Genomic DNA, 21,113 nt, shown 5'->3' on the forward strand with positions numbered 1-21,113 from the left:
ACCAACCCGTTCCGGAGAGCCCATGTTGCGCTCGCTTCCCATCCCCAGGCGGGACTTCCTCAAGGGCATTTCGCTCGGTGGCAGTGCCGCTGTCCTGGGCCCGATGCTGAACCAACTCCAAGCCGCTTCAAAGGGCGAGCCCCCACCACGACGGGTCGTGTTTGTGATGGTCGGGAACGGGATCCTGTCCCAGTCGATCACCCCGCCCGACATCGCCCGCCCCACTAAATTGTTGTCCGGCAAGCAGATCACGGATGCGGAGAAGTTCCGGAGCTTGCCCCTTGCGGACCTCAAACTCCCGGCGGACTTTGAGCCGTTGGCCGACTACAAGGACCGGTTGTCAATTTTGCTCGGGCTCTCCGGACGAGCGTGCCAGGGGGGGCACTCCAACAACTTCGGAGCACTCGGTGTCTACGGTGCGAACTCGGGACCGGCGGGCATCACGGTCGATTGCGCCCTCGCAAAATCGCTCCCGGCTCCGTTCCCACACCTCGGACTCGGCATTACACGCAATCCGGATGATGGCGTGGTGTACAACGTGTCCGCCTGGGATCGCGGGTCGGCCGCACCGATCCAGTGCAAGCCGACTGATGCGCATCACGCGCTGTTTGGGAGTGTGAGCCCCGCCGGGAAAGACGACTTCGCAACGCTCCCCTGTGTCCTCGATTTCATGACCGACGATCTGAAGCGTGTCGAATCGAACCTGGCGGGGCCGGAACGCGAGAAGTTGCAAGCCTACGTTCATGCCCTCGAGGGAATCGGCGGGCGGCACTCGGCGATCCGCGAGAAGGATCCGGTGTTGCGAAAGCTCGCCCCGGCCCTCGGTCCGAAGTACACTTCCGCGACGGAAACCGACAAGCTCGAAGCCCATGCTGAACTCGGGACCGCAGCCCTCATCGCCGGCCTGACGAACGTCCTGGTGATCGCGGCCGGTTGTGGGAACCCCTACTTCGAGGTCACCTACAAGGGCCTCGGGATTGGGGTGAACATGCACACGATCGGCCACGGCCAAGGGGAAAAGGACAAGTCCGCCGTTGCGTTGACGGGCATCATTCGGCGGTTCCAACTCGGGCTCGTGGCCCGCCTCGCGGATCGGCTGAAGGCCATCCCGGAAGGCACTGGGACGATGCTGGACAACACAGCGATTGTCATCCTCAGCGATGCCGGCGATGGTCACCATGCCGCGAACTGGGAATACCCGATGATGATTCTCGGCGACCTGGGCGGCCGGCTGAAAACCCGCGGCCGCTATATCGAGTTCCCCCACTACGGTCGCGCCGGGCACCGCACCATCGCAAGCCTCTACTGCACACTCTTGCACGCGGCCGGAACCCCGCGGGACAAGTTTGGCGTGATGGATTCCGAACTGGAGCCGGCGACTCAAACGGGTCCCATCTCAGAACTGCTGAACTGACCCGTCTGGTTCAGCTATCCGTGGTGAGCCGATTTCGTTGCACGGCGGAGTCGGTCACCCGCGCGACCGCCTCCCGCTTCGGGTCCGGCGGGTCGAACAGGCTCAGTTGGAACCCCCGCGCCCGCCGCAACTCCGGGGCGACGACGTGCATGTGGGTCGCCACCCCGCGGGGTCGGTACGCCCGCCGCAGCGCCGTCCGAGCGCCGTCGAGCAGCTCGTCGAACCGGTCGGACGGGACGGGCAGCTTGCACAGGCCGGCCGTGGACGCGCCGTCCCCCCACGCGAGGCGGACGCCGAGCGCGTCGGTGCGGACGTGGTGGAAGTGCAGCTCCTCGGTGTGCCGCACGCACCACGCCCCCAGCACCGCCGGGTCCTCGACGTTCCCCATGAGGCTCCCGCCGCGGGCCAACACCTGATGGGGCGCCCGCTCGGGGCGGATGGGTGTCACCGGGTGCCCGTTGAGTTCGAGCCACAGCTCGTGCCCGGTCTTCGTCAACAACTGCTTGATGAGTTTCCCGTCGGCGAGGGCGAAGTCGAGGCAGGTGTGGATGCCGTACGGCGCGAGCCGCGCGGCCCGCCGGCCGCCGATGCCGCTGATCTCGGTCGCCGGCATCGTGGCCAGGAGCGCCCGCTCGTGGTCCCGGTCGGTCACCGTGACCGCGCCGAACGGCTTGGCCGTGTCGCTGAACAACTTCGCGAGGGTCCGCGTCCGGGCCACGCCGATGGTCACCGGCAGCCCGCACGCTTCGAGGACGTGGTCCCGAACGGCGAGCGCCGCGTCGTGGAGGGACTGACCGGCCCGCGGGGCCTGGGCGCGGAAGAAGAACTCGTCGATGGAGTAGTATTCGAGCGGGCCGAAGTGCCGGCCCACCGCCTCCAGCATCTTCCGCGACAGGACCTCGTACCAGTAGAAGTCCCGCTTCACGTACACCCCGTGGGGGCACAGCTTCACCGCGTCCCAGATGGGCGTGCCGGTTTTGACGCCGGCGGCCCTCATCTCGTAGCTCTTGGCGATGACGCACGCCCCGTTGTTCCCCAGCACCCCGACCGGCTTGCCCACGAGGTCCGGGTGGACGCCTCCAACGGCACGGACGTCGGGGGCGCCGTCACGATGGAGTGCGGCGACGAGTGCCCGCTGGTGAGGGCGACCCGCCGGGTGGCCGGCAGATCCCCGACCCGCGGGACATGGCTCCCGAACAGTTCCGCGGCGTCCGGGACCTCATCGAGCAGAAGGTGAAGGAAGTGATCGCGACGCTGTGAGCCGCCGAGGTGAGCCGCCGTCGGCTCCCCTCGACGCACCGGCACGTCGGCACCCCCCGGTGTCGCCTCACCGGGGGCGCCGCCCGCCCCGGGACGGAATCAGAGGTCCAGTTCCTTCGGGCCGAACACGGCGAAGAACCCGTCGGACGTGCCGCCGCCGAACTGCGACTGGACGGGGTTGTCCGTCCAGATCGGGTTGGCGTCAGTCCGCCCGCCGTACACCAGCCGCGTCTGCGACTCGCCGGGCAGCGTGCGGGCCGCGACCGACAGGCCGCTCCCGCCGCCCACCCGCGTCACCAGCAGCCGCGTCTTGAAGTCCGCGGACATGACGTAGAGGAACGCGCCGCCCGTGTAGCTCCCCGGGGCCAGCGGCTCGAACGTCACGGGCATCCCGGAGGCCGACGCCCCGGTCAGGTACACGCGGCCCTGCTCGTCGGCCTGGATGTCGCCCCCGGCGTTCAAGTTGATCGAGTTCCCCCCGCCGGCGGTGAGCCGGTTCACCAGTTGCTGCTGGAGCAGGACGGCCCCGGTGGCCGGGTCGTACTTCGCGAACACGGTCTTGTGCTCCGACTTCGTGTTGTAGAACTGGTGGTACTTGTCGCCCCCGACGATCGGGGCGGGCTTGTTGATGTCGAACGGGTCGTACCGGAAGATGTGGTTGCCGCCGGCCGCCTGGTACGCGACGTACAGCTTCCCGTCGGCCCCCATGTCCAGCCGCAGGCCGCGGGTGTCGGCCATGTTGTTCGTCGGCCCGGTCCCGCCCTGCCGCGGGTCGTCCACCTGCGCCGCCGTCCAGTCGTACGCCTTCCACTTCTGGGTGCCGTCGTACCACTGCGACCGCAGGTACGAGATCTGGACCGGGTTGCCCGACGGGCCGTTCGTCTGCCGGAACCCGGTGGTGAACACGCTCCGGGTGGCGTCGTCGACGGCCACGTCGTAGGTGCCGCGGCCGCCGTGCGAGCCGAACGACCCGAGCACGGTGCCGGCCGGGTCGTACACGGTCACCGTGCCGGCGTTGGTGAACCCGGTGCCGTTGGCCGCGAACCCCGACCCGCCGAGGGCGGCGACGATCCCGGACGGGGCCGCGTCGATCCGGTCGGCCCGGCCGGCCTTGGTCCAGAGCACCACGCTGGCGGTCGGGTCGAGCTTGACCACCCCGCCGGCCCCGGTCGCCAGGTAGATGTTCCCCTGGGCGTCGGTGGACATGTCGGAGATGTTGGCCGCCACGCGGGTGACGGACAGCACGGTGCGGCCGTCGCCGCTGAGCCGGACGACCGCGCCGCGGCTCTGCGCCGTGGCGCCGTTCAGGAGGATCGGGGTGACGCCGCCGGGGTTCGCGTCGCCGATCACGGCGCCCAGGACGGTGGTGCCGTCGGCGCGGATCGCGGTCCCGCGGACGCCGTCGTCGGAGGCCGCGCCGCCGAGGTAGCTCGACGCGAGCGGGGTGAACGGGCCGGCCGGCACGGGCGTCGGCGGGGCGACGGTGACGGACACTTGCGCGGTGGCGGTGCCGCCCCTGCCGTCGGCCACGGCGTAGGTGAACGTGTCGGTGCCGCTGAACCCGGCCGTCGGGGTGTACACGACCTTCCCACTGCTGACGGCGGCGGTGCCGTTGGCCGGGGTGCCGACGGACGAGATGGTCAGGGCGTCCCCGTCCGGGTCCGAGTCGTTCTTGAGCACGTCGACGGTGACCGCGGTGCCGGCCGCGGTCGAGGCGGTGTCGTTGGCCGCCACCGGCGACCGGTTCGCGGGTGGCGGGGGCGGAGGGGGCGGAACCGGCGGTGCGACGGTGACGGTGACCTGGGCGGAGGCGGTGCCGCCCTTGCCGTCGGAGGCCGTGTAGGTGAACGTGTCGGTTCCCGAGAACCCGGCCTTGGGGGTGTACACCACCTTGCCGTTGCTGACGTCGGCGGTGCCGTTGGCCGGGGTGCCGACGGCAGAGACGTTGAGCGCGTCGCCGTCGGGGTCGGCGTCGTTCTTGAGCACATCGACGGTGACGGCCGCGCCCGCCGCGGTCGACGCCGCGTCGTTGGCCGCCACCGGCGGCCGGTTCGCCGGCGGGGGCGGCGGTGGCACCGCGTCGCTGTACAGGAACCGCTGGGGGACGCCCTCGAACGCGGCGTCCCCGGGCTTCCGCCACTCGAGCCGGGCCACCGCCTTGCCGCCGTTCTCGTAGTACTCGACCTCGATGCTCACCCGCTGGCCGACCGTGAGGGTGACGGGGGCACTCTGGTCGTACCGGGCGGCGTGGTTGTTCCACTGGTCGAGCACCACCCTGCCGTTCACCTTCACCCGGACGCCGTCGTCGGAGTACGTGCGGAACACGTAGTCGCCCGACACCGGAACCTGGATCGACCCGGCCCACCGGACGCTGAACGTGTCGGCCCCGATGCCCACCGCCGGCGACCCGTACCCCCAGTTGAAGTCGATCGCGGCGTCCGTGCGGGCGGCCGTCGGCCCGGTGAAGTCCTTGTTGTCGTAGTACGTCGCCCCCAGCCCGTTCCCTTCCGCCGTAACGGCCGGCGGGCCGTCCGTTACGGCGGGGGCGAGTTTGGCGGGTACGACCCGCTCCTCCAGAGAATTGAGGTTCAACCGCGTACCCTTGGCCATTTTGACGTCTTGGACTGACATGCTCGACGAACTCCGAACAAGGGAAAGGAATTGAGTACCGGGCGGCCGCCGGTCCCGCGCCCGACTTGTGGCCCCCGCAATCGCTGGGGGCGCAGAGCCGAACAAAGCGAGCGCCATCCGGGCGATTTGCACGCGGCCAGTTGACACCGAGGGCGATCAGACGTGAGAGGCACAGCGACGACACGAACTCAGCTCGGGAACTATTCGCCCGACTGTTGGATAGGGGGTGATGCCGATGCGCTGTGAAACTGAATTCATAAATACGGCACGCGATGCGACTTGGTCAACCAGAATTCAGAATTTTTGCAGCATTCCACGGCAAATATTCCGAGAGAGAGCACACGGACGTCGAATGGGCACAGCGGTCACCTCTCGGCCCGGGTCGCGGCTGTCGCTCCAGCGGAGGAAGGGCCGGACGCGGCCGCTGGGGTCGTCGTGTCCCGGACCGGAAACCCCACGGGGTCGATGACCCCCGATCTCACGAGACGATGACGTCCTTGCGGGAGAGCAGTCAGCGGACCGACTCGGGCTCGGCTGCGATGCCCCGCTTCTTTGCGGATGTGGGCCAGTGGAAGGTAAACGCGACTTGTCGTGGTCGGCGATCGTCTCCTGTAGGCCGCGGGCCTTCGCGTCGAACGGGACGGCTGGCCAGGACTCACGGTTCTGGCGAGCGCGCAGAGCGGTAACGTGGGGCTCGATCCGGGAAGTGTGCTCGGTTCGGCCCGTTCGGGTCACGGCAGGAGCCAGCGCTCGCCGAAGAGTCCGGCCCGGATCACCTCCTCGTCGAGCGCGTCGGACGGGTTCGCCGGGGCCCTCGCACCGACCTTGAGCACGGCCCAGTCGCCCAGCCGCGGGAACAGCAGATAGTTCAGCGACGCGAGTTCCTTCTCGCGGAACGTGTGCCCGCTGTTGATGACGACGTACCGCCCGGCGGCGAGCGGGTTCGGCTGAATCAGCAGCGGGGCGTGATCGGCTGCGGCGTACTTGTCCCGGCCGAACGCGAGTTCTTTCTCGGTCCACGTCAGCGGCAGCTTCGGCAGCACGCGGGCGATCAGCGCGTTGCTGCCGGGGTCGCCGAAGAGGATCAGATTGTACTTCTTCACGTCATCGTCGGTGACGGCGGTGTCGTCCTTCACCGGCAACTCGCCCCGGAAATAGCGGTGCCACTCGTGGGCGAACCGCTTCAGGCTCGCGTCGGCCCACGCCTGCACCGCCGGGTTCCACGCCCTGCCGGTCCCGCGGACGCACAGGAACGGCGTCGTGAAGGCGTCGTCGATCGGCCCCTGCACGCCGGGCCGCTTGCCGCCGAGGGTCGTCGCGTCGAGCGTGCCGAGGTACGCCCACGTCCCGTCCTTCTTGCCGATCACCTGTCGCGCAGGCGGCGCGTTCACTCCCCTCGACGGCAGCGCGACGTCCGTTCCGCCGACGCGCAGCTTCGGGTTCGCGCCTTGCAGCACCGGCGGGAGGAGCGCGAAGCGGGTCACGTTCTTCGGCTCCTTCACCGCCACGGAGCCGTCGTCCGCGACCGACGCCTCCAGTTCCGCCCGTGCGTAGTGCTCGCCGAGGCCCAACACGCGCAGCCAGTGGCAGTCCGCATACTTGAGCGTCCACGTCACGAACCGCAGGTGCTTCGGGGAACGGTCCACGCCCTTCTCGGCGAACTCCTTGATGCGCCGCATCTGCTCGGCGTGCGTCTTCGGGTCGACCACGTGCCCGGTGCCCGGCGAGATCAGGTTGACCATCTTCAGCCCCTCGCGCTCCATCGCCCGGCCCATCAGCACGTGCGCCCCGAAGAACACGTCCTTCTCGCCCACGCACGCGACCGCCGGCACGACGCCCGCGTTCGCGGCGTAGTCGACCGAGTCGAGCATGTGCAGCGCCTTCTCCTGGTGCGCCGGGAGCGGCCCGACCTTCACGAAGGTGGCGAGCGGCGTGTTGGAGAACGCGTGGGTGTCGACGTACCCGCAGTACGGACCGAGCGCGACGAACGCGTCCGGGCGCTTGAGGCCCAGGTGCCACGTGCCCGACGCGCCCATCGACATGCCGCGGAGTACGATCCGGTCGCGGTCGATCGCGTAGTTGCGGCACACGGCCTCGATCGCCTCGAACACGTCCGTCTCCCCGGCCCAGCGGTAGCCGTTCTCGACGCGGCCGAGCGGGTGCAGTTCGATGAAGTTCGCGTCCGGCGGGTTCCCGGCCGGCGCGTCGCCCTCGTCGAAGCGGGTCATGAACCGCAGTTCGCTCAGGCCGACCGGCGTCGTGCTGCCGTGGAGCACCACGTCGAGCCGCGAGGGCTTCGTGGGGTCGTACCCCGCGGGGACGACGAGGCCGAACGGCTGCACCGAGCCGTCCACCGCGGACACGTACCCGCGGACGACCTTCCCCTTCCGGCCGGGCCAGGCGGGTTTGCCCGCGGCCACCGCGTCGGCGCGCTCGGCGCAGCGGGCGAGCGCCTTCTTGACGAGCGCGACGTCCGCCGGTTCGAGTTTGGTCTCGTACTTCAGCGCCCACTCGACGCCCTTGCGGAACACGTCCGCGTCGGCGTAGAGGTCGGCGTTCCCCGGCTTCCGCAGGGAGCGGAGCCGCTCGTCCAGTTTCTTCAGGTCGCGGGCGATGAGCCCCGCGTCCCCCGCGGAGAGGCCCGCGGGCGGTTCGGCGGGTGCCGGAACCGCGCCCAGACCGGCGAGGAGCACCAGGGCCGCGGGGGTCACTCGAACGAACTGGGACATCACACGCCCTCCGGCGGAAGCAAGGCGGTTGGGGATCGAGTTGCTGTTCCTGCCGTCGTACTCGCCGAACCTGAACCTGATCGAGCGCCTGTGGAAGTTCACCAAGAGGAAGGCGCTGCGAGGAAAGCACTACCCTGACTTCGCGACCTTCTTGGGAGCGATTGATGACTGCCTCAATCGCATCCACACCGACCGCCGTGAGGCTCTTGCCTCGCTGAGGACCCTCAAGTTCCAGACGTTCGACAACGCCTCATTCCTGGCCGCGTAGAGAATAACGAGCGAGTCCGGCGAGGAGTCGCGGGAGACGAGGCCCGCCCGCTCCCGTCGGCCGCGCCCACGCGGGACGTCCTGACCGCCCTCCGCGGTCGGCTGGCCGCCGACGCCCGGATGGCGGAGGTGGGCCGTCGGGACGGCTCCGGGGGGCCGACGTTGTGGAAGTTGAGATGCACGTGCGGGGCGGGCGGGTCGTCCGCGGGGCTCGGAAACCCCTCACCGGCTCGACCTTCAGGGACGGGACCGCCCGGACAGGTCCTGGTCCGCGGCCCGCTCGTTCGTCACCCGGCCCGCAGCCCGGTCAGCGTCCCGGTGCTCGACGCGAACTTCTCGGCGGGGATGCCCATTCGCTGGAGCATCGACACGTACAGGTTCGGCAGCGGGTAGTTCTTCTTCGCGTCGAACTTGAGGTGCCCGGCGTGCTTGAACCCGCCTCCGGCGAGCAGGACCGGCAGGTTCCGGTTGTCGTGGCTCGCGGCGTTCCCCATCGGCGTGCCGTACAGCACCATCGTGCGGTCGAGCAGCGTCTCCCCGCCCTCGGCCACGCCGGCCAGCCCGCCCAGGAACTGTGCGAGCACCTTGAACTGGGCGGCCTCGATGGTGAACAGTTGGTCGAGCGCTTCCTTTCGGCCGCCGTGGTGGGTGATGCTGTGCGTCTCGTCCTTCACGCCCGGCAGGTCGGCGACGATGCTGAAGGTGTTGACGAACAGCGTCACCACGCGCGTGCTGTCGGACTCGAACCCGAGGCGGGCGATGTCGAGCATGAGGCGGATCTTGTCGATGAGCTTCTTGTTCTCGGTGACGTCGGTCGGGGCCGGGGCGGTCGACTTCGGCTTCGGCTTCCGCTCCCATTCCTGGCCGAGTTCGAGTTGCCGCTCCAGATCGCGGACGGCGGAGAAGTACTGGTCGAGGCGGTCCTTGTCCGCGGGGCCGAGCTTCTTGCCGAGCCGCTTCGCGTCGTCGGAGACGAAGTCGAGCGCGCTGCGGCCGCGGCCCAGGTCGGCGACGCGGGCCTCGACTTCGGCCGGGTTCCCCTGAACGAACATCTTCTTGTACAGCGCGGCGGGGCTCTTCTCGCTCGGGACCTTCACGCCGCTGCGCGAGAAGACCATCCCCTGCGTCCCCTCGGCGTTCACGTCGAGCACGAAGGACGGGAACCGCGTCACCGGCCCGAGTTGCTCGGCCGCGTACTGGTCGAGCGAGATCGAGTTGCGGAACCCGGCCCCGCCGGGGTGCGGGGCCGCCGACAGGAACGACCGCTCGGCCTCGTGTGCGCCGTCCACGTCCGGGTGCGACACACCGCTGAAAACCGTGAGCTTGTCCCTGTACTCCTTCAGCAGTTCGAGGTACGCGGTCGGCTCGTAGTCGGTGCCCGTTTCGGCGGGGAAGAAGTTCTGCGGCAGGATGCCCATGTTCGTCTGGATCGCGATCATCCGCCGCGGGACGGCCGGCTTTTCGGCGGCGAAGGCGGGCCGCATCGCGTCGAGCATCGGCAGGGACACGGCGACGCCGGCTCCGCGGAGGAACGCGCGACGGGACAGTGCGGGCATGGGGAACTCCGGTGGAGGTCACTTCGTGAGGAAGAGCGGGCTCTGGATCACTTCCGAAATCAACGTGCGGACCCGCGGGTTGTTGCCACCGGCCTTAATCAGAATCGCGTCGACGGCGTCCCGGTCCGCGAACCCGACCTGGGCTCCGGTGGCGTACGCGACCAACTGGTTCGCCAGGTTCCGCGACACGGTCTTCGGGTCGGCGAGGATCAACGCCTGGTACTCGCGGAGGTCCGCGAACTTCTTACCGTCCGCGAGTTCGCCCGTCGGGTCAACGGGCGGGCCGGCCCGGAACGAGAAGTGAGCGTGCGCGCCGAACTTGCCCTCCGGCCCCAGCAACCCGGGGAACAGCTTCGCGAACTCGGGCGACTTCTTCCCCTCGGTCGCGCGGTACTCGCCGCGGAAGCCGCCGATCACGTCGTAGCTCTCGAGCGCGAAGCCGGGCGGGTCGAACCGCGCGTGGCAGCCGGCACACGCGGCGTGGTCGCGGTGCTTCGCGAGTTGCTCGCGGATCGTCGTCGCGCCCTTCACGTCGGGCTCGACGGCCGGCACGTCGGGCGGCGGCGGCTGCGGCGGAGTGCCGACGACTTTCTTCATCACCCACGCGCCGCGCTTCACCGGGCTCGTCGTTGTCCCGTTCGCGGTGACCTTGCACACTGCGGCCATCGTCAGCAGCCCGCCGCGCGGGTTGGCCCTCTGGTCCACGTCGATCCGCCGGAACCGGGTGCCGGACACGCCCGCGATGCCGTAGTGCTCCGCGAGCCGCTGGCTGACGACGTTCACGCTCGTGCGGAACAACTCGGAAGCGGCCATGTCGCGATGGAGCACTTCGCGGAAGAACTCGGCCGGCTCGCGGCGCATCGCGTCTTCGAGGTACGGGTGGAACTCGGGGTAGAGTTGCTTGTCCGGGCTGGTCGCGTCGAAGTCCCGCAGGTCGAGCCACTGGTCGAGGAAGTCCTGCCGGAACCGCTCCGCTTTCGGGTCGGCGAGGAGGCGGTCGGTCGCGGCCTTCAGCCCAGCGGGGTCGCCGAGTTTGCCGGCCTTCGCGGCGGCGAGCAGAGCGTCGTCGGGGCAGGAACTCCACAGGAAGTACGACAGCCGGGACGCGAGGGCGTAATCGTCGAGCTTCCCGGTCGGTTCGTTCAAGAACAGGAAATCAGGGCTGAGCAGGGCGGTCTTGTAAGCCGACTTCAGCGCGTCCTCAAAGCAGACGCCGTCCCTGGTCCGGGCGTCGGCGATGCCCGCGTAGCGCTCGATCTCGGCCTGTGTCACCGGTCGGCGGAACGCTCGCGGGAGGAACCGCCCCAGCATGCGCCGAGTGTCCGCGGGCGCGTCCTCGGCCACCGTCGTACCGGGGACGAGCCGACCGGGGCCGTTCGCGGCCGACGGGGTCGATTGCCGCGGCAGTTCCCGCTTCGGCCGCGGCTGATCCGCGGGGAGTTTCGCGAGCGGCACGATCGGCAGCGTGCCGAACAGGACGCGGTGGCTCGGCGGCGGCCACTCGTCGTAGAGCGGGCCTTCGATGGTGAGCTTGTCGATTGCGACGCCGTGGCCGGTGTACCCCTTGATCTGCCCCTGCCCGAAGTAGACGTGTGCGTCGAGGAACGAGGCACCGGCCGCCCGCAGGAAGTTCTGCGGCGTCGGCTCGATGTCGATGACCGCTTCCGAGAACGTGGGCTTCAGCGAGGGCGCGTCGAAGAACCCGACAACCCGGCTGCCGATGTACACTCCGACGGCCCCGGTGCGCGGGGCGGGTTTGACCTCGCCCTTGTCCCACCAGTACGACCACGCGGAAACGCCGACGCGGTAGCGGCCGGGGTGAACGGGGGCGAAGTTGAACCGGCCGCCGAACGACTCGCCGAACGTCCGGGTCATGCCGACGGTGGCCGGTTCCTTGAACGCGCCGTCCTTCTCCGCCTCGCCGAGCCCCTTGTACTTCCCGCCGAACGACCACTTCCCGCCCGGGTACGGGCCGTCTTCCTTGGTCGCCGACGGCATCGGGAACCGGGACTCGTCGTACTTCTGGTCCGGGGTCAGCATGATCGCGTCGCCGCCGCTCATCAGGATCTTGTAGTCGTACTGGTGGTTCGCGTAGAGCGTCCGCCGCTCCACTTCCGGCGGAACGGCGTACTTCGCGGTGGCGGCTTCGAGGGCCTTGTCGATGGCCTCGCTGTACTTCGCCAGCAGGATGGGGAACACGTCGAGGGCCGCGGCCAGTTTCGTGTACCCGCCCACGCGGCCGTCTTCCGGCAGCAGGTCCTTCACCTGAAGCCAGGGCAGTTCGAGCAGGTCGCGCAGGGTGTTCTCGAACTCGGTGCGGTTCAGCCGGCGGACCGTGGACCGGCCCTCCGCCTCGTACCGCTTCCGCTCCCGGGCGACGACGCCCTCCGACACCGAAGAGAGGAACTTCTCAACGTCCGCCTTCTCCGGTTGCGCCTTCTTCGGCGGCGGCATCTCCCCGGCTCGAACGCGATCGTGCGCCCGCACCCAGGCGGACACGGCGATCGGGTCGCGGGGGTCGGCGGCGAGTTTCGTCGCGTCGAAGCCGCCGCTGGTGTTCGCCCCGCTGTGGCACCCGGCGCAGTGCGTCTCAACGAACTCGCGAACATCAATCGGCGGCGCGTCGGCGGCACCCGCGACGGGGGCGGTCGCGGCGACCACGAGGAGCGGGAAAAGCACAGACCGCATTGAGGGGCTCCGGACAGCAGCGCGGGTCGGGTTCAGTTCGGCAGCACCTTCGCTTGCCCACAGTCGCGGATCGCGAGGTACTTGAACAGGGTCGTGTCGAGTCCCTCGTTCAGGAACCGGACGCTCCCGTCGGCGAAGACGATCAGGCACCCACCGGGGTGCGCCGAGCGGACCGGCGTGTTGACCGCGGCGTTCTCGATCCCGGCGTAGTCGGAGTCGCCCGCCGGGCAGATGCGTGTCCCGAGTGGGGCGGTGATTGTCGTGGTGTTCGTGGCCAGCGTGCGCGTCTGGATGTTCACCCCGTCCTGGCCGACCCACCCCTGTGTGCCCATCCACTGCCCCTGGTGCCCGCAGGCCCGGCACGGCGACTTGTACCCGGGGGCCGGGGAGAGGGTGATCGCGTAGTCGGACTGCTCGCCGAGGAGCATGACGTTCGTGGTCCCGTCGGTGATCTCGGTGATCTTGATCCTGCTGTTCATCGTGAGCACGCCGTTCGTCGCGGCCTGGCCGAACGGGTTGGGTGACGTTGCCGCTCGCTTGGGCGTCCGCCCCGGGTCGATGTCCGCGCCCGCGATCGCGACGTAGCTGTTCTGGAGCAGGAAGTCGCGGTAGATGACCGGCACGGGGTTCGACGGGCAGATGTACGTCCTGGGGTAGAACTTGTTCATCACGGTGCCGACGGCCCCCGCCCCGCCCACCTGCCACCACCCGTAGGAGTCGATGGTCGGGTCGAGCTTGCGGTACACGGTTTCGTACTCGACGTAGGGCAGCACGCGGGTCGCCCACGAGATCCCGATCCCCTTCCCACTGTCGTAGACCGGCCCCTTCGCGTCGCTCGTCGGCGGCACCTTCAGCGGCGCGTTCCCGTCGGCCCCGGCCGGGAAGTACCCGACCGAGTCGTGGTGGTTGTGCAACGCGAGCCCGAGTTGCTTGAGGTTGTTCTGGCACCGCGCCCGGGCGGCAGCCTCCCGCACCTTCTGGACCGCGGGGAGGAGCAGCCCGATCAGGATCGCGATGATCGCGATCACGACCAGGAGTTCGATCAGCGTGAACGCGCGTCGGGGGGTGCGGCACATGGGCGGGGACCTTTCGGGCGGGACGGGACCACCGGCGGGTTACTTCTCGGGAATGTCGAAGTCGAACACGTTCGGGCCCCTCCGGACGTCGGCGGCCAGGCCGCTCTGCTCGGGGTCCGTGTACTTCGCGGGGATCGCGAGCGGCTTGTTCAGTGGGTCCGCGGCGAGCACCGCCACCTTGCAGGGGCCGATCCGCGCCCCGTCCCCCAGCGCCCTCGAGGTGAGCTCGTAGGTGCCGTCCTGGTTCGTCGCGCCCCCGGCCGCGACCCCGGACTGCGGGACGAACATCACGATCGCGTTCGCAACGGGCTTCCCCTTGTGCGTCACCCGGCCGGTGACCGTGCCGTTGACGTCCTGGGCGCACCCGAGGGCGGAGAGAATCAAGCCTGCGAACAGGAGTCGCGAGAGGGGGGGCACGACGGGCCTCCGGTGGGTACTACCGACTGTACCGCGGGCCGGGGCGGGGTGCCATCGCACGAACGTGCGAGGCAGGCGAATTCAACCGAGGTTCTCGCGCACGGCCCTTGCGACCGCCTGGGACCGGGTGTGGACGCCGAGCTTGTCGTAGACGCTGCGGATGTGCGTGTGAACCGTGTGCTCGCTCAGGCCGAGGTCGGCCGCGACCTGCTTCTTGGACAACCCGCGAACGAGCCGGGCCAGAACCGCCCGTTCGCGGTCGGTCAGCCCGTAGTCGACCGCGGCCGGGGGCGCGCCCGGGGCGGCGAGCATCCCCAGCACCCGCTCGGTGACCTTCGCGTCGAGGGTCGCCCCGCCGGCCCGGACCGCCCGGATGCGGGCGGTGATCTCGTCCACCGGGGCCAGTTTCAACAGGTAGCCGCTCGCCCCGGCCCGGACCGCACTCGCGATCTTCTGGTCGTCCTCGAAGACCGTCAGCACCACGACGCGGGTCGCCGGGGCGACGGTCCGAATCTTCGGAATCGCGTCGAGCCCGTTCATTCCGGGCAGCCCGATGTCGAGCAACAGGATCTCCGGCACCGGTCCCGTGGCGCCCGCCGCGATCGCCTCCTCGGCCGTGGCGAACGCCGCGGTACACACGAGGCCCGGGGTCGCGTTCAGTTCCCGTGCCAGCGCGCGCCGGTAAGCCGGGTTGTCCTCGACGATCCACACGGTCGTCGAGTCAGTGGGAAGAGTCACGGCCGCCTCCGGTCGATCAGTTGCCCTTGGTGGGGCAGGCATTCTTGCCTGCCTCCAGCCGCCCCCGGAAGCAGGCAAGAATGCCTGCCCCACCGGACAGAGACCAAACCACGCGATTCGGAGTCACGTTCGCCCCCCGTCGGGTACGCTGAGCCGCACCGTCGTCCCGCGGCCGGGTTCGGACTGGATGTCCGCGCGCCCGCCCGCGGCGACCGCTCGTGCCCGGATCCCGGCGAGCCCGGAACCCTCGGTCGATGCGCTCGGGTCAAATCCCCGACCCTGATCGGCGACTTCCAGCGACACGACCCCATCGGCGCGCCACAGTGTGACCGCGAGCGCGGCCGTTCCGGAGTGGCGGACGGCGTTGTGAACCATCTCCTTGAACGCGAGGAGGAGCGTCCGCTGGGTCGTCAGCGGCAGGTCCGCGAGGGCGGCAGCCGGGGGCAAACTGAAGGTCACCTTGAGGCCGGACGTGAGCCCGGCAACCGCTTCTCGAAGGCGGGTAGGGAAGTCGCGGTTGGCCCCGCCGGGCCGGTTCAGCAGCCAGACCAGGTCGCGCAGGCTGGCGGCGGTTTCTTCCGCGATCCGCGTGACTTCCTGGAGGTCCTCGCGGGTCTGGGCCGGGTCGTCGCGCCACGCCGACCGGCCGAGGAGGATGATGCTCCCGAGGTTGCTCCCGACCTCGTCGTGGAGGTCCCGGGCGATCTGGAACCGGAGCCGCTCGGCCTCCCGCCGGCGGGCGAGCCGGGCACGAGCGGCGAGTCCAACGGCGAACAACGCGATCGCCCCGCACCCCGCAACCGCTGTGGCGATCACCCGGTCGTAGGCCGCGATTCGCGCCGCCTCCCACGCCGCATCGACGGCCCTCGCCCGGACTTCCCGTTCGGTCCCCCGGGCGACGCGGTCGGCCCACTCGGGCCAGTCGAGCAGTTCGTACTCGCTCGCGAACCCGTCGGTCAGGGCGGCCGCGGACCACCCGCCGTCCTCGATCGAATCCGACGCCGAGACGGGTGCCCCGCGGGCGACGTTCTCCCCGCCGCTGGCAACCTGAAGTTCGGCGAGCGCGAAGATGTAGTCGTCGCGGTCCCGCCTCCAGAGTTCCGTCGCCGTGATCCGGACGTACCGCCCACTCACCGTCCCGCCGGCGGGAACCACGACGAGCCCGTCGCCGGGGTTCGGGACGCGGGTCGTGGTCGCGTCCCGGAGCACCACGGGGTCGGCAAAGTCCGGGGTCGCCGCCGCCTCGACCCGGTAGTGTTGCGGGAACCCGACGCCCCCGCGCCCGGGCAGGTCCGGCGGGCGGGCGGGGACCAATCGAACTTCGTCGATGGGTTTCACCGCACCCAGGTCGACCTGGACCCACGCCGCCTCCGTGGCCCTCCGCCGGGGGCGACAGGAGTACCCGAACGAGCCGGTCCGGTTCGTGCCGAGCGGCAACCCGAACGGGCTCTGACCGTCGACCAGCGCCCGGGCCGCCCAGTAATCGCCGGTCTCGCAGGAATCGAACGCCGTGACCGGCCGCACGGCCGCGACGTTCCGCTTCCCGGACACGACGACGAGTTCCGCAAGGGACAGGCAGTGCCAGCCGTCCTGCTCGACGAGTTGGGTCGCGGTGAACCGAACCTTTCGGGCGATCACCCCACGGGCGGGCAGCACGACGGGCCGGTCGACCGGGAACGGGTAATCGGCGGCCGTGTGGTCGGCGATCGTGACCGGTTCCGACCAGTCCCCGAGGGCGGACAGTTCGACCCGGAAGCGCCTGGGGAAGAAGAAGCCCGGGTTCGGGTAGAGCGGCGGAGAGGCGGCCGGGAACACGATGACGGTGTCGACCGGCCACGGGCCGCCGAGGTCGACCTCGACCCAGCGCCACTGGCTCGCCGACCCCGCGACGCCACTGTGGTAGCCGAGGGAATTCGGGCTCCCCGCGGTTAACCGCAAGCCCGTCGGCTCGCGATTGAGTTCGGCGCGGCGGTCGTCGAGGACCCGAAACTCCGGACTGACGACCCGGGCCATCGAGTCGATCCACCCCGCCGACAGGCCGGTCGCCGGGTGGAGCAGGCCGCAACCGAGAACGAGTCCCATCCGAAGGGCACCGGACATGGGCTGTCCCTTGGGTGTGAAGGCGAACCCTGGCAACCTATCCGGACCGCCCGCATTCGACAGGGCGTCACGAGAGAAGGTTGTGCGAACGCCCTGCGGTCCGGCGCGCCCGTCCCGGAGGGCCGGCCCCCAAGGGGGCCCACAGCCGGCCGAGCGGCGGTCCCGGGAGGGGTACGGGTCGGCGGGTCAGGGCCGGACGTCCGCGAGCTTCACCCCGCTGCGGTACGGGTTGGTCTTCCACACGGGGCTGACGTCGGCCCTCTCGGGGATCATGGGTTCTCCGGGCGGGTGACCGGCCGGCGTCAGGGGGCGGGGGGGGGCACGTCGGCGACCGTCAGCGCAGCGTCGTCAAACACCACCGCCCCCGTGGGGCGGCGGGCGGCGTAAAGGATCAGTTGCACGGAGACGGCGGCGGTGCCGGGCGGGACGACGGCCGCCAGTCGGGCGTGCTCGAACCGGCCGGGGACGGGGCGGCCCGTGAGCAGGTGCTGCTTGACGAACCCGAACTCGCGGTCGCGGGCGTCCAGGAACACCACCTTCAGCCCGGCGAACTGTCCGGGCGAGATGGGGTCGTCGGCCGGGGTGGCGGCCCAGACCGAGGCCACCACCAACTTGCCGCCGAGGTCGCCGGTCCGGACCCACTGCCGGCAGAGTGGAAAGGTGGCGAACCCGCGGGCGGACACGCGGAGCCCGGGACCGGCCCGGCCCCCCGTGTCGGGGGCCAGGTGGCCCTCGGTCCCGCCCCAGGTGTCGGCGGCCAGGCCGCGGTCGAACCCCGGGTCGCTCAGCCGGTTCTCCCCGGCCGGACCAGGGGCCTCGGCCGAAGGGCCGGCCCCGCCGAGATCGGCCAACTCGGCCGCCGTCAGCGCGCGAACGACCAGTTGCCCGTCGGCCCGGACCTCGGCGGACTGGCCCTTCCGCAGCGACGGCCCGGAGGCCGACCCGACCCGCACCTCGCCACTGACCACGGCGACGCGGGCGGTCCGGTCCGGCCGGGTCTCGACGGCGAACTCGGTCCCCAGGTCGATCACCTCGCCGGCGGGCGTCTCGACCACCACCCGCGACGCGGGCGTCGGGCACCGGCAGAACACCCGGCCGAGGTCCACGGCCACCCGGCCGCGGGCCGGGAACCGCACGGCCGCAGGCCCGCGGGCGACGACGGTCGCCCCGTCGGCGAGGAGGAACTCGGCGGTCCCGGCGTCGAGTTTGAGCGCGACCCCCGGGAGCTGTCCGGCGGACAGGGCGAGGTCCACGTTCGGGTCGGCCCAGACCGCTCCGTGGGCGGCCACCAGGGTCGCGTACGGAGCGGGCGCCGTCTCGGCCGAGGTGTCAGGACCGGGGCCGGGGGGCGGGCGGAGCAACATCACCAGGGCCACAGTGGCCGCCAGCGCGGCGACCCCTGCGATCGCCCGTTGCCAGCCCCGGCGGGCAGTTCGGGGAACGGCCGCCGGAGTCGGGGCCTCCGCCCAGCGGCGTTCCAGCGAGGCGTGCAGTTCGATGTACCGCGCGTACAGTCGTCGGGCCTCGGGATCGACTTCGAGGCGGGCGTTCAGCTCCGCGAACCGCTCGTCGGTGATGGTGCCCTCGACCACTTCCGAAAACAGCGCGGCCAGGTCGTGCGGGAGCGGGTCCACCTCGGCCATCAGTTATCGCTCCTCTGCCAGGGTGCGTGTTACGCAATCCATCAGGCTCTTGCGGATGCGCTGGAGCGACTTGTAAAGGGCGTTCGCGGTCTGCCCGGTCCGCCCGGCCAGCGCCGTGACGTCGTCCTCGGCGGCGTACCGGAGGCGGACGAGGTCGCGGTCCCCCGGGGGGAGCTTCCCGAGGCACCCGTCGAGGGCCTCGCGCCGGGCGTCGGCCCCCTCGGAGTCCGCCGGCCACTCGACCGCCAGCGCCTCGACCACCGCGTCCGAGAAGAGGCGGCGGTGCGTCCTCTGCCGGCGGCGGAAGTTCAGCACCTGGTGGTACGCGAACCGGCACGCCCACGGGAGGAACGGGCGGCCGGGGTCGAAGCCCCCGAAGTTCTGCCACAGCGCCGCGGCCGCCTCCTGGACCACGTCCTCGGCATCGGCCGGGGACGGCAGGAGCGTGAGGACGTACCGGTACAGGTCGCGCTCGTGCCGCGCGAACAACATCACGAACCGTCGGGAGCCGTCGTCGTCCACGGGCGCCTCCGGGCCGCGGCGCGGGGCCGCACCTCTACATGGTTACGACGCGACCGCACCTGCCGGGAAATCTCGCCCCGCCGGTCACTTCTTTGCCGGCCGAAGGGTCAGCACCCACACGTCGCGCCCCTCGGCGTCGAGCCTGGGCGGGTCGAACGACTTCGGCCGGTCGGGGCCGAGGGCCACGACGAGTTCGCCCTTGTCGAACTTGAAGATCCCCTTCCGCGACACGGTCTTCCCCCTTTGTCGAGCAGATCCAACTCCCGCCCGCTCACCCGGAACTTCCCCACCTCCTCGTACCCCCCCGCGTCCGTCACGCCCATCGCCGTGACACTCACCTTGCGGAAGACCAGCCGGTACCCGCCGTCCTGATCGAAGGTCACGAGGGTGAGGTGGGTGCCGCCGCCGACCAGGGGCACGCCCCCCTCCGCGGCCTTCACGACCGCCCAGCTCCCGTCCAGCTTCGGTTCCGGGTCGGGCTTCTCGGCCCGGGCGTGAATGACTCCGGCGGCGGCAACGAGCACGAGGGGCAACGCGGTTCGCATGGAGAACTCCTGTGGGCGGCGGATGAGCGCCGCGGGTGTCCACACATTCTGGTCGCACGGGGGGACGATCCGCCGCGTTCCCCGCCGGCCGTTACATTCCGCCCCGCGTGAAAAATGGCAACGTCGCGGCAGGTCCGCCCGCCCGGTGACCAATTCAAGAAGCCGGCATCGCACCCCCTACCCCGCCCCACCTCCCCACCGGAGTCCGCGACCATGCCCGACCTGCTCCGCCGGGCCGACGACCTGACCCGTCGTCGGCTCCTCGCCCGCGCCGCCCACTCCTTCCTGGGCGTCGGCCTGCTCCCCGGTGCCCTGACCGCCGCCGAACCGGCCCCCGCCGCGCGGCCCGGCGCCCCGGCCCGGCGCGCCAAGAACGTGATCTACCTGTACATGGACGGCGGGATGAGCCACGTCGACACGTGGGACCCGAAGACCGGGGACGTCGCCGGCCCGACGAAGACCATCCGCACCAGCGCCGAGGGCGTCCAGCTCGGCGAGTACCTGCCCCGCACGGCGAAGGTCATGCACCGCGGAGCGGTCGTCCGCTCGCTCACCTCCACCCAGGGGGCGCACGAGCAGGGCAACTACTTCATGCACACCAGCTACCAGCTCCGCGGCACGATCAGCCACCCGGCGATGGGGGCGTGGCTGAGCCACTTCCAGGGGGCGGGCAACCCGGCGCTCCCGGCGATGGTGTACGTCGGCAACGCGAGCCGCCACCCCGGCGCGGGGTTCCTGCCGCCCGCGCACGGCCCGCTGTTCGTGAACAACCCCGCCAACGGCCTCCGGGACATCGAGCGCCAGAAGGGCCTCACGGCCGACGGCCTCCGGGAGCGGCTGCGGCTGGCGGCCGACCTCGACGCCGAGTTCGTGAAGGAGTTCCCGAAGCAGAGCGGGGTCGCGGCCCACGCCGGGGCGTACGACGGCGCGGTGAAGATGATGGCGTGCAAGGACGTCGCGGCGTTCGACCTTACGCAGGAGGCGGCGGCGACCCGCGACGCCTACGGGAAGGAGCCGTTCGGCCAGGGGTGCCTGCTCGCCCGACGGCTGGTGGAGCGCGGCGTCCGGTTCGTCGAGGTGAGTCTGCACGGGTGGGACACGCACGCCGGGAACTTCGTCGCCACCCCGGACCTGAGCCGGCAACTCGACGGCGGTCTCGCGAGCCTCGTCGGCGACCTCCACGACCGCGGGATGCTGAGGGACACGCTCGTCGTCGTGGCGACGGAGTTCGGGCGGACCCCGAAGATCAACACGAGCCTCGGCCGCGACCACTACCCCAAGGCGTTCTCGGCGGCGCTGTTCGGCGGCGGGGTCGCCCCCGGGGCCGCGTACGGCCGCACCGACGCGACGGGCGAGGAGGTCGCCGACGACGCGCTGACTATCCCCGACTTCAACGCGACCATCGAGCACGCCCTCGGGCTGCCGCTCGACGAGGTCGTCATGTCCCCGACCCGGCGGCCGTTCAAGGTCGCCGACAAGGGCAAGCCGGCCGTGAAGCTGTTCTCCTGACCCCCACACCCCGAGGCT

Annotated in this window: 16 protein-coding genes; 4 read left to right on the top strand and 12 right to left on the bottom strand. The window is 70.6% G+C overall.

Translation table 11 applies throughout. From position 1 onward, the window contains the following. Positions 1-22 precede the first annotated feature (22 nt). Positions 23-1,414 carry a DUF1552 domain-containing protein gene (locus tag ACTIGN_RS26085; RefSeq protein WP_439629379.1) on the top strand — a complete coding sequence of 464 codons (1,392 nt, stop codon included), beginning with the start codon at positions 23-25 and terminating at the stop codon, positions 1,412-1,414. Positions 1,415-1,424: 10 nt separating this feature from the next. Here the strand turns inward: ACTIGN_RS26085 and ACTIGN_RS26090 are convergent, their stop codons facing one another. Next, on the bottom strand, positions 1,425-2,474 hold the full coding sequence (locus ACTIGN_RS26090; protein ID WP_439629381.1) for a DNA polymerase Y family protein: 1,050 nt from the start codon (positions 2,472-2,474) through the stop codon (positions 1,425-1,427). 68 nt (positions 2,475-2,542) lie between these two features. On the opposite strand from ACTIGN_RS26090, the gene ACTIGN_RS26095 reads away from it, so the two are divergent. Then, positions 2,543-2,674, top strand: a complete 132-nt coding sequence (locus ACTIGN_RS26095; RefSeq protein ID WP_439629383.1) for a hypothetical protein — start codon at positions 2,543-2,545, stop codon at positions 2,672-2,674. Positions 2,675-2,773: 99 nt separating this feature from the next. Here ACTIGN_RS26095 and ACTIGN_RS26100 read toward each other — a convergent pair whose 3' ends face one another. Both ACTIGN_RS26100 and ACTIGN_RS26105 read right to left on the bottom strand, forming a co-directional pair. Continuing rightward, entirely contained in the window at positions 2,774-5,305 is a 2,532-nt protein-coding gene (locus ACTIGN_RS26100; RefSeq protein ID WP_439629385.1) for an Ig-like domain-containing protein, read from the bottom strand. A gap of 731 nt (positions 5,306-6,036) precedes the next feature. Beyond that, complete coding sequence (locus ACTIGN_RS26105) at positions 6,037-8,034, bottom strand: prolyl oligopeptidase family serine peptidase (protein ID WP_439629387.1); 1,998 nt, start codon at positions 8,032-8,034, stop codon at positions 6,037-6,039. A gap of 28 nt (positions 8,035-8,062) precedes the next feature. Between ACTIGN_RS26105 and ACTIGN_RS26110 the strand changes: the two genes are divergently transcribed. Beyond that, on the top strand, positions 8,063-8,302 hold the full coding sequence (locus ACTIGN_RS26110; protein ID WP_439629389.1) for a transposase: 240 nt from the start codon (positions 8,063-8,065) through the stop codon (positions 8,300-8,302). A 286-nt stretch (positions 8,303-8,588) separates the two neighbouring features. On the opposite strand, the gene ACTIGN_RS26115 is transcribed toward ACTIGN_RS26110, so the two are convergent. The 9 genes from ACTIGN_RS26115 to ACTIGN_RS26155 form a co-directional block, all read right to left on the bottom strand. Beyond that, positions 8,589-9,857, bottom strand: coding sequence for a DUF1552 domain-containing protein (locus ACTIGN_RS26115; RefSeq protein WP_439629391.1), 1,269 nt, complete (start codon positions 9,855-9,857; stop codon positions 8,589-8,591). 18 nt (positions 9,858-9,875) lie between these two features. Next, positions 9,876-12,545 carry a DUF1592 domain-containing protein gene (locus tag ACTIGN_RS26120; RefSeq protein ID WP_439629393.1) on the bottom strand — a complete coding sequence of 890 codons (2,670 nt, stop codon included), beginning with the start codon at positions 12,543-12,545 and terminating at the stop codon, positions 9,876-9,878. Positions 12,546-12,577: 32 nt separating this feature from the next. Next, positions 12,578-13,621: a DUF1559 domain-containing protein gene (locus tag ACTIGN_RS26125; RefSeq protein ID WP_439629395.1), complete on the bottom strand. Its 1,044-nt coding sequence runs from the start codon at positions 13,619-13,621 to the stop codon at positions 12,578-12,580. 39 nt (positions 13,622-13,660) lie between these two features. Beyond that, positions 13,661-14,038, bottom strand: a complete 378-nt coding sequence (locus ACTIGN_RS26130) for a carboxypeptidase-like regulatory domain-containing protein (protein WP_439629396.1) — start codon at positions 14,036-14,038, stop codon at positions 13,661-13,663. A gap of 81 nt (positions 14,039-14,119) precedes the next feature. Then, the gene (locus tag ACTIGN_RS26135; RefSeq protein WP_439629398.1) at positions 14,120-14,776 is read right to left on the bottom strand and encodes a response regulator; all 657 of its coding nucleotides are present in this window, start codon (positions 14,774-14,776) and stop codon (positions 14,120-14,122) included. Between the two features lie 123 nt (positions 14,777-14,899). Beyond that, positions 14,900-16,858: an ATP-binding protein gene (locus tag ACTIGN_RS26140; protein WP_439629400.1), complete on the bottom strand. Its 1,959-nt coding sequence runs from the start codon at positions 16,856-16,858 to the stop codon at positions 14,900-14,902. Between the two features lie 320 nt (positions 16,859-17,178). Then, complete coding sequence (locus tag ACTIGN_RS26145) at positions 17,179-18,519, bottom strand: hypothetical protein (protein WP_439629402.1); 1,341 nt, start codon at positions 18,517-18,519, stop codon at positions 17,179-17,181. Positions 18,520-18,522: 3 nt separating this feature from the next. Next, positions 18,523-19,041: a sigma-70 family RNA polymerase sigma factor gene (locus tag ACTIGN_RS26150; RefSeq protein ID WP_439629404.1), complete on the bottom strand. Its 519-nt coding sequence runs from the start codon at positions 19,039-19,041 to the stop codon at positions 18,523-18,525. An 84-nt stretch (positions 19,042-19,125) separates the two neighbouring features. Next, positions 19,126-19,272, bottom strand: a complete 147-nt coding sequence (locus tag ACTIGN_RS26155) for a hypothetical protein (RefSeq protein WP_439629406.1) — start codon at positions 19,270-19,272, stop codon at positions 19,126-19,128. 527 nt (positions 19,273-19,799) lie between these two features. On the opposite strand from ACTIGN_RS26155, the gene ACTIGN_RS26160 reads away from it, so the two are divergent. Then, entirely contained in the window at positions 19,800-21,095 is a 1,296-nt protein-coding gene (locus ACTIGN_RS26160; protein ID WP_439629408.1) for a DUF1501 domain-containing protein, read from the top strand. The last annotated feature ends 18 nt before the right edge of the window (positions 21,096-21,113 follow it).

Source organism: Gemmata sp., from assembly GCF_051859125.1.
Lineage (GTDB): Bacteria > Planctomycetota > Planctomycetia > Gemmatales > Gemmataceae > Gemmata.

What these genes read in the sequence shown, in the direction of transcription:
- ACTIGN_RS26105 (WP_439629387.1), bottom strand. Translation starts at nt 8,034, where the DNA reads ATGTCCCAGTTCGTTCGAGTGACCCCCGCGGCCCTGGTGCTCCTCGCC.
- ACTIGN_RS26125 (WP_439629395.1), bottom strand. Translation starts at nt 13,621, where the DNA reads ATGTGCCGCACCCCCCGACGCGCGTTCACGCTGATCGAACTCCTGGTC.
- ACTIGN_RS26115 (WP_439629391.1), bottom strand. Translation starts at nt 9,857, where the DNA reads ATGCCCGCACTGTCCCGTCGCGCGTTCCTCCGCGGAGCCGGCGTCGCC.
- ACTIGN_RS26085 (WP_439629379.1), top strand. Translation starts at nt 23, where the DNA reads ATGTTGCGCTCGCTTCCCATCCCCAGGCGGGACTTCCTCAAGGGCATT.
- ACTIGN_RS26145 (WP_439629402.1), bottom strand. Translation starts at nt 18,519, where the DNA reads ATGGCCGAGGTGGACCCGCTCCCGCACGACCTGGCCGCGCTGTTTTCG.
- ACTIGN_RS26100 (WP_439629385.1), bottom strand. Translation starts at nt 5,305, where the DNA reads ATGTCAGTCCAAGACGTCAAAATGGCCAAGGGTACGCGGTTGAACCTC.
- ACTIGN_RS26120 (WP_439629393.1), bottom strand. Translation starts at nt 12,545, where the DNA reads ATGCGGTCTGTGCTTTTCCCGCTCCTCGTGGTCGCCGCGACCGCCCCC.
- ACTIGN_RS26160 (WP_439629408.1), top strand. Translation starts at nt 19,800, where the DNA reads ATGCCCGACCTGCTCCGCCGGGCCGACGACCTGACCCGTCGTCGGCTC.
- ACTIGN_RS26140 (WP_439629400.1), bottom strand. Translation starts at nt 16,858, where the DNA reads ATGGGACTCGTTCTCGGTTGCGGCCTGCTCCACCCGGCGACCGGCCTG.